Here is an 8,257-nt window from a genome sequence, read left to right as displayed (position 1 = left end):
GGGCTATCAAACACCTTACGAGGTATTCATGAAGTATGTCACTGATGAGCAACTACTTTTTTTCTAACTTAAATTGACATTTCGGGTTTATAAAATAATAGGAGTGGGTAAAAATACCTTTCAACAGGAAGGCAGTTTTTATTCACTCCTTTTGCTTTAGGAATAGTTAGGAAACAGTAGTTGCAAGGATTATAGTTCCGTTAGTATAATTTAACTAACTAAATTATTATAAATTAAGGAGGGTTGCCGGATGATAGTTACAGAAAAAGCACCAGCAAAATTGAATTTGAGTTTAGATACGCCGATGCGATATTTTGATGGTTCTCCTCAATGGGATATGGTAATGGTTTCGGCAGACCTGGCTGATTATGTAACTGTTGAGACACACCGGCGCCCTGCAACAATTAAAGTTTATACAAATAGTGGCTTTTTACCCAATGACCAACGTAATTTAGCATACCAAGCAGCTCATATTTTACGTAGTCGTTTTCATTGTAAAGATGGCGTTACAATTCGGATTAAGAAGCAAATTCCAGTCGCGGCCGGATTGGGCGGTGGCTCTTCAGATGCAGCGGCAGTTTTACGCGCATTAAATAGTATTTGGCGGTTGGGCTTGAGTTTATCAGAACTAGCAAAGATCGCATTAACAATTGATTCTGACGTCCCGTATTGTATATATAACAAATTAGCCCACGTTACTGGCCATGGTGAAAAAATCGAATTGTTACCACCGCAACCTCATTATTGGGCTGTGATTGCAAAACAGAAGATCAGTGTTTCTACGCCGCAAATCTTACGACAAATTAATTATGAGAAGCTTCAACATCTTAATAATGAAGCATTACTGACAAATTTAAAGAAAGAAGATTGGCAAGAAGCAACAAAATATATGGGAAATGTTTTAGAGCCCTTAACGATGAAATTTTATCCAGAGATTGGTCGTCTAAAGAATAAGATGAAAGAATTGGGGGCCGATGTTGCCCAGATGAGTGGGACGGGACCAACCGTCTTTGCAATCTGCCATACAGAATCGCGAGCAAAACGGATTCAAAATAGTATCCGAGGATTTTGTCGCGATGTTCATGTTGTAACTTTGCTTTGATTATATTTAAGGACAAGAGGATGGAAAGAAGTAACTTTCTCTCTTGTCCTTTTTATTTTTATAGTTGCAATCAGACATAAAGTTCGATATTATATTCATTGTTCTAAATAGTAATGATTACGATTAAAAAGAGGGAAAGAATGAAAAAATATATTATCGGTATTAGTAGCATTATTGCTTTGTTGGTTATAATACTTGGTTTATCCTTTGTTCCATGGAAATCGATGGGGAAAAATCAAAAGCCAATTAGAGTGGTAACCGGATTGAATTTCTATGGTGAAGTAGCGCAGAAAGTAGCTGGCGATCATGGCCAAGTGATTTCGTTTATTGATAATGCTTCGGTTGATCCCCATGATTATCAACCCAATACTAAGCAAGCCCAGCAAGTCGCTGAAGCCAATGTAGTAATTGAAAATGGTCTTGGTTACGATAGCTGGGTAAACAAACTCGTTAAATCAAGCAGTAACCATAACAAGATTAAAGTAATTAATGTGGCATCTTTAACCGGCAAGAAAGATGGCGACAATGAGCATATTTGGTATGCACCTGAAACTGTCGAAAAGTTAGCAAATGACCTTGCAACTCAATATGGTAAAATTGATCCGCAACACGCTAAGGATTACCAAAAGAATGCGCGAAAATATTTAACTTCTCTTCAACCACTTAATGAAGAAATTGCCAAAGTGAAGCGCCGGGTAAATCCTAACAATAATCGTGTTGCAGTTAGTGAACCAGTTTTTGATTATGCCTTAGAGAATGTTGGTTATCAAATTATGGACAAGCATTTCGAAAAAGCTGTTGAAGATGGGAATGATCCATCACCAAAAGATATTGAAGAAATTCAACAAGCAATCATTAATCACCAAATTGCCTTCTTTGTTGATAATTCGCAGACAAGTGAAAAAGTTGTTGATAATTTAGTTAAACTTGCCCATGAACATAATGTTCCAGTATTAAAGGTAACGGAAACAAAGCCGAATGGGGATGACTATATGCAGTGGATGCTCAAGCAATACCAAGCATTGTCTCGCATTCAACAAAAGGAGAATTAAGAAGATAATGGCAGTTGTATCAGTTGATGATTTAACGATCGCTTATGGAAATCATACTGTAATCGATCATTTAAGCTTCTCCATTAATGAAGGGGATTTTCTTGTCGTGGTTGGTGAAAATGGGGTAGGAAAAACGACTCTTGTTCGCTCAATGCTTGGTTTTTTAAAACCGAAAAGCGGGACAATAACTATTCCGCAAAGTACACGACTTGGCTACGTTCCTCAGTTTCGTAATATTGACGAGGAATACCCGCTATCTATTCGCGATTTTGTTGCTTTGAATACTAAACCACGCCTTTTGCCATGGCTGACTAAAAGCGAGCGAAACCGTGTTGAACGGATGATTCGTGAAAATAACCTAACAAAGATTGCTGAGCGGCCCCTTGGTTTAGCATCAGGGGGGGAGAAGCAGCGAGCGTATCTTGCTCAAGCTTTATTACCCAATCCTAACCTCCTTATTCTGGACGAATCGACGGCAAGTCTAGACAATGAAATGAAGTATGAATTGCTAGACCTAGTAACCCGTTTTCAACAAAATGGTTTAAGTGTAATGTTTATTACTCATGATTGGGATCTAGCAGAACAATATGGGACCCGTTTCTTGTATCTCTCTCCTGGTTCTTATTCCACTGGGCCAATTAATGAGTTACCCAGTCCGGTAAAGGGGGATAAAAAGTAATGTTAACTTTAAGTTTTATGCGTCACGCATTTATCGCTAGTACATTTATTGCGATTATTTGTGGAATTATTGGAGTTTTTGTCGTTGCACGAAATTTATCATTCTTAACGCATACCTTGTCTGAAATTGGGTTTGCTGGTGGTGCTTTTGCCGTTTTTGCTGGATGGCCAGCGCTAAATGGGATGATTCTGTTTACAATGTTAAGCTCAGTTATTGTTGGACAAATGAGTATAAAAGAATCACGGCGAGAAGCGGTTATTAGTGCCGTTTCAGCGCTGTTCATTGGCTTAGGAATTCTTTTCTTATCTTTGAGCAGTCAGTCAGCTAGCTCAGCAACAAGTATTTTGTTTGGTAGCGTGGTTGGAATTAGTTTGAATGAGGTCTGGCAGCTTGTCTACCTTTCCATTCTTGTTTTAATCATTTTGCTATTGATGTATCGTCGCCTTAAGTTTGATTCCTTTGATTCAATTGGGGCGCAGGTCAGTGGAATAAATCAAACAGTGATTTCTGTTATTTTTCTTTTACTACTTGCTTTAAGCGTTAGTGTCGCTGCTCAGATTGTCGGTTCTTTGCTAATTTTTATTCTCCTAACGTTACCAGCTGCTAGTGCTAAATACTTTACGCATGGTGTCGCACGGATGATTATTTTAGCGATTTTATTTTCACTGTTAGGAACATGGCTTGGTCTTTTTCTCGGTTATTTGACAGATTGGCCGGTTAGTTTCTTTATCGCAGTGATTGAAGTTATCATCTATACCACAGCCTTGATTTATAGTAAATTTATCGAATCGAATTAGACTGTGGCTTAAGTAGTTAAGCAGGTAAACAACATAGTACAACAAGGGTCTTCAACGCCCGGCAAAGTGTTGGAGACTATTATTATTTGCGGGGCTTTCAGATGCTAGCTTCGTGGTGACACCCCCCCTATCTCGGACTCTTTTTCTTCAGTAAATACTAAAATTTTTGCCGAAAATCCGAACATTTTATGTTAAAATCAATGTTAATTAATCCTTTTTGAAAGGCAGAGAAAGAACATGAAAATTAGACGGAGTAACCGATTGGTGGATATGACACGTTACTTGCTTGAACATCCGCGATCATTAGTATCGTTGAAGTTTTTTGGTGAGCGATATGACTCAGCTAAGTCATCAATCAGTGAAGATTTAGGAATTGTTAAACATACCTTCCAAACGTGGGGACAGGGACGATTAGAAACAATTCCTGGTGCAAGCGGTGGCGCGGTATTAACGCCATTTTATTCTAAGGAAAATGCTCAGGCGGCCATTGATAACTTGGTTGACCGGGTTAATGATGACTCGCGTTTGCTACCGGGAGGTTATGTTTACTTATCAGATTTAATCGGCCAACCGGAAATCTTGCGGCAGATTGGTAAGTTAATCGCTACTCAATACGTTGATACTGATGTTGATGTTATTATGACAGTTGAGACTAAAGGAATTCCGATTGCTCAAAGCGTTGCGATGTATATGAATAAACCATTTGTTATTGTTCGTAATAGTTCACACATTACTGAAGGACCTACTGTAAGTGTTAATTATGTTTCTGGGTCCGTCCAACGGATAAAGAAGATGGAATTGTCCCGTCGTACATTATCAGCTGGGGCGAATGTCTTGGTTGTTGACGACTTTATGAAGGGCGGCGGCACGATTAACGGAATGAAATCTTTGATTAAAGAATTTGATGCTAACTTGGTTGGGATTACTGTTTTTGCAGAAGGTCGTCCGGTAAATGGGCAACGGTTAGTCGATAACTGTACTTCATTAATCAAAGTGGAAACTAAAGATGGTACGGAGAAGAAGATTGCAGCACAAGCAGGAAGCTTCATGGAAAACGTGTTTGATAAGAAAGTAGAGAATTAGGAAATGACAAAACGTAATGCAATTATTTTAGCTGCTGGTAAGGGTACACGGATGCGCTCAAAGCTATACAAAGTTTTACACCAAGTTTGTGGTAAGACAATGGTTGAGCATGTTTTAACTCAATTGGAAAAAGCCAAAATCGATAATATTATTACAATTGTTGGTTTTGGGGCGGAAACAGTTAAACAACGATTAGGACACCGTACTAAATATGCGCTGCAGGAACAACAACTCGGAACTGGTCATGCCGTAATGCAAACAAAAAACCTTCTTGCAAATGAAGATGGTGAAACTATTATTGTCAGTGGTGATACTCCTTTATTTACGGCTGAGACTTTTGAAAAGCTTTTTGAATATCATGAACAACGGCATGCGGCGGCTACTATTTTGACTTCTATTGCTCCTGATCCAACTGGTTATGGTCGAATTGTTCGAAATGATGTTGGAATCGTTGAACGAATTGTGGAACAAAAAGATGCCACTATTCAAGAGCAGGCAATTAAGGAAATTAATACTGGAGTTTACTGCTTTGATAACAAAAAACTATTTGCTGCCCTTAGTAAGATCACGAATGATAATGCTCAGGGTGAGTATTATTTAACTGATGTTATTGGTATTTTAAAGCAAGAAAATGAGATCGTAACAGCCTACAAGATGGATAACTTTGACGAATCGATGGGGGTAAATGACCGAGTTGCCCTTGCACGTGCCAACAAGGTAATGCGTAACCGGATTAATACTCATTGGATGCGTGAAGGGGTTTCGATGATTGATCCTGATACAACTTATATTGATGCTGATGTTAAGATTGGTCGTGATACAGTTATTGAAGGTGGCGTTGTGATCAAGGGGCATACAGAAATTGGTAACGATTGTTATATCGGTGCTGGTTCACGGATCATTGATTCCAAGATTCACGATGGGGTTAAAATTATTTCTTCTACCCTTCAAGAAGCAGAAATGCACAATGGCAGTGATATCGGTCCTAATAGTCACCTGCGTCCAGAAGCAGAAATTGGCGAAAACGTTCATATTGGTAACTTCTGTGAGGTTAAGAAGGCTTACATTGGTGAAGGAACAAAGGTCGGTCATTTGACTTATATCGGTAATGCTACTTTAGGTAAGAATATTAATGTTGGCTGTGGAGTTGTCTTTGTTAACTACGATGGGACAAATAAGCACCATACCAATGTTGGGGACCATGCCTTTATCGGTAGTAACAGTAACCTAGTGGCTCCGGTTAATATTGCCAAGGATTCATTTGTCGCTGCTGGTTCGACCATTACAGACAGTACAGAACAATATGATATGGCAATTGCGCGGGCACGGCAGGTTAATAAAGAAAATTATGCTAAGAAGCTACCATGGTAACTTGCTTTTTGCCTCACTAATTTATATTATGTAAGTGGTAGTAGTATAACTTTTATTAATCAGCGGAGGACCTAATGACACAGCAATATTTTGATCAAAATTTAAAAATCTTTGCGTTAAATTCAAACCGTCCCTTAGCAGAAAAGATTGCTAAGCATGTCGGGGTTGATTTAGGAAAATTATCTGTTAATCGTTTTAGTGATGGTGAGATCCAAATTAATATTGAGGAAAGTGTGCGAGGAGACAATGTTTATGTCATCCAATCGACCTCTGCCCCAGTTAATGACAACTTAATGGAGTTGTTAATTATGGTAGATGCGCTTCGTCGTGCTAGTGCCAAGACGATTAACGTGGTGATGCCATACTATGGTTATGCCCGTCAAGACCGAAAAGCACGGAGCCGTGAACCAATCACTGCTAAGTTGGTTGCTAATATGTTGCAAAATTCCGGTGTTGATCGGATTATTGCACTTGATCTTCATGCCGCACAAATTCAAGGGTTCTTTGATATCCCTGTCGATCATTTGATGGGTGCTCCTCTTTTAGCAGAGTATTTTATCAACCAGGGTGTTGCTGAAAATGCAGTTGTTATTTCTCCTGATCATGGTGGAGTAACACGGGCACGAGCACTTGCCGAGTTTTTAAAATCTCCAATTGCGATTATTGACAAGCGGCGTCCACGGGCGAACGTTGCTCAAATCATGAATATTATTGGCGACGTTAAGGGTAAGAAGTGTATTATGATTGATGACATGATTGATACTGCGGGAACTATTAGTTTAGGTTCGCAAGCATTAATAGATGCCGGCGCAGAAGAAGTCTACGCATCATGTACCCATGCGGTATTATCTGGCCCAGCAATTGAACGTTTACGGAATGCACCACTTAAAGAAGTCGTTGTGACGGACTCGATTCAATTGCCAAAAGAAAAACAAATCGATAAAATCAAGCAGGTATCGGTTGCTCCACTAATTGGGGATGCAATCAAACGGATTAACGAAAATCGTCCGGTTAGTCCACTATTTAAGCAAGTATTCCAAAGTGCACAGTTGGAAAAGAAGTAAGGCTTAAGTAAATTGAGATTAGTAAATAAGTAGGGACTGTGACATAAGTCAAGTTACTTTCATAAAAGACAAATGGCACAGTACACCAATGGCTTCCAACGCCCGGTAAAACCGAACGTTGGAGGCCTATTGTTGCTTGCGGGGGCTCGAAAACGAAGTCACAAGTGACTTCTGTCTCGCTTCCTTTCTTATATTCCATTTCTGTATTTAAAAGAAAATAAAGATTTGGGAAAGACAAACAGTCATTATCAATTCATGTTATAATACGATGTGAAATAAGGAGGAGAAAAATGACAACAATTAAGTTTTTCAAAAAAGCAATGGTTGGAACAGCTGCAGTCGCTACTATCTTTGCCTTAGCTGGTTGTGGTAAACAATCTGCGTCAAGTAGTGATACAAGTTCTTCCAGCACATCGTCGTCTGTCCGTTCTTCCGAAAGTAAAGCTTCAAAGGCTTATCGTACAGCTAATAAGCTTATCCAAAATCATGATTATGAAGGGGCTTATGAACAGTTAAACCAATTAAATGATCATAATGCTCAAACGGAAGCACTTGCTGATGATTTACAAAGCTACATGGATGCTCAAAAAGCATATGAAAATGGCGATTATGATGGTGCTAAGAACAAATTGAAATCACAAAAGTCAACTAGTCCGGCAATGCGGAATGCATACGCTGATTTACAAAGCAAGGTAAGTTCTGCACAGGGTTCTACTAGTTCTCAAACTTCATCATCTACTAATAATAGCAAGCAAACAAATAAGCAATCCGGTTCTACAAGTGCAGCAACTCAACAATCATCCTCTGCTGCTAACCAAGCTGCATCTGATGCAACTAGCGATAATGTAGTACAACAATTTGCTAACAAGATGGGCTTCAGTGGCTCCCAAGGTTACCAAATTATGCCAACTGGTAAGACTGGTAATGTTTACAAGTTTGAAGTACGTCAAAACAATAGTGATAACACTGTTGCTAACTTAATCGGTATTTACCAATACAATAGTCAAACTGGAGCGGTAACAAAAATCGCTTAATATATAAAAGATGACAAAAATAAAAGCAAGAGGTGTAGAAAGTACGCTTCTTGCTTTTTATTAATGTCTTTAGAC

At 39.0% G+C, this 8,257-nt stretch carries 8 protein-coding genes; all 8 read left to right on the top strand.

Annotated elements, in window-relative coordinates:
* The first annotated feature begins 250 nt into the window (after positions 1 to 250).
* The 8 genes from ispE (at position 251) to AACL61_RS03475 (ending at position 8,182) form a co-directional block, all read left to right on the top strand.
* Positions 251 to 1,102 (top strand): 4-(cytidine 5'-diphospho)-2-C-methyl-D-erythritol kinase, encoded by an 852-nt coding sequence (ispE, locus tag AACL61_RS03510; RefSeq protein WP_003667188.1) that lies wholly within the window; start codon positions 251 to 253, stop codon positions 1,100 to 1,102.
* Positions 1,103 to 1,242: 140 nt separating this feature from the next.
* Positions 1,243 to 2,154 carry a metal ABC transporter solute-binding protein, Zn/Mn family gene (locus AACL61_RS03505; protein ID WP_339111000.1) on the top strand — a complete coding sequence of 304 codons (912 nt, stop codon included), beginning with the start codon at positions 1,243 to 1,245 and terminating at the stop codon, positions 2,152 to 2,154.
* 7 nt (positions 2,155 to 2,161) lie between these two features.
* The gene (locus AACL61_RS03500) at positions 2,162 to 2,833 is read left to right on the top strand and encodes a metal ABC transporter ATP-binding protein (protein ID WP_003667190.1); all 672 of its coding nucleotides are present in this window, start codon (positions 2,162 to 2,164) and stop codon (positions 2,831 to 2,833) included.
* The gene (locus AACL61_RS03495) at positions 2,833 to 3,630 is read left to right on the top strand and encodes a metal ABC transporter permease (RefSeq protein WP_102816190.1); all 798 of its coding nucleotides are present in this window, start codon (positions 2,833 to 2,835) and stop codon (positions 3,628 to 3,630) included. Before AACL61_RS03500 ends, AACL61_RS03495 begins: the two co-directional genes overlap by 1 nt.
* Positions 3,631 to 3,867: 237 nt before the next feature.
* Positions 3,868 to 4,713 carry a pur operon repressor gene (purR, locus tag AACL61_RS03490; protein WP_003667193.1) on the top strand — a complete coding sequence of 282 codons (846 nt, stop codon included), beginning with the start codon at positions 3,868 to 3,870 and terminating at the stop codon, positions 4,711 to 4,713.
* Positions 4,714 to 4,716: 3 nt separating this feature from the next.
* Complete coding sequence (gene glmU, locus AACL61_RS03485; protein ID WP_087215603.1) at positions 4,717 to 6,084, top strand: bifunctional UDP-N-acetylglucosamine diphosphorylase/glucosamine-1-phosphate N-acetyltransferase GlmU; 1,368 nt, start codon at positions 4,717 to 4,719, stop codon at positions 6,082 to 6,084.
* 74 nt (positions 6,085 to 6,158) lie between these two features.
* Entirely contained in the window at positions 6,159 to 7,148 is a 990-nt protein-coding gene (locus tag AACL61_RS03480; RefSeq protein WP_003667197.1) for a ribose-phosphate diphosphokinase, read from the top strand.
* A gap of 290 nt (positions 7,149 to 7,438) precedes the next feature.
* Positions 7,439 to 8,182, top strand: a complete 744-nt coding sequence (locus AACL61_RS03475; protein WP_003671296.1) for a hypothetical protein — start codon at positions 7,439 to 7,441, stop codon at positions 8,180 to 8,182.
* Positions 8,183 to 8,257: the final 75 nt, after the last annotated feature.

Origin of the sequence: Limosilactobacillus reuteri subsp. porcinus (assembly GCF_036621895.1) — a bacterium.
GTDB lineage: Bacteria > Bacillota > Bacilli > Lactobacillales > Lactobacillaceae > Limosilactobacillus > Limosilactobacillus reuteri_J.
This window is presented reverse-complemented; position numbering and strand designations above follow the sequence as displayed.

Coding starts and splice junctions, on each gene's coding strand:
- glmU (WP_087215603.1), top strand. CDS start 4,717: ATGACAAAACGTAATGCAATTATTTTAGCTGCTGGTAAGGGTACACGG.
- AACL61_RS03475 (WP_003671296.1), top strand. CDS start 7,439: ATGACAACAATTAAGTTTTTCAAAAAAGCAATGGTTGGAACAGCTGCA.
- AACL61_RS03505 (WP_339111000.1), top strand. CDS start 1,243: ATGAAAAAATATATTATCGGTATTAGTAGCATTATTGCTTTGTTGGTT.
- AACL61_RS03500 (WP_003667190.1), top strand. CDS start 2,162: ATGGCAGTTGTATCAGTTGATGATTTAACGATCGCTTATGGAAATCAT.
- AACL61_RS03480 (WP_003667197.1), top strand. CDS start 6,159: ATGACACAGCAATATTTTGATCAAAATTTAAAAATCTTTGCGTTAAAT.
- purR (WP_003667193.1), top strand. CDS start 3,868: ATGAAAATTAGACGGAGTAACCGATTGGTGGATATGACACGTTACTTG.
- AACL61_RS03495 (WP_102816190.1), top strand. CDS start 2,833: ATGTTAACTTTAAGTTTTATGCGTCACGCATTTATCGCTAGTACATTT.
- ispE (WP_003667188.1), top strand. CDS start 251: ATGATAGTTACAGAAAAAGCACCAGCAAAATTGAATTTGAGTTTAGAT.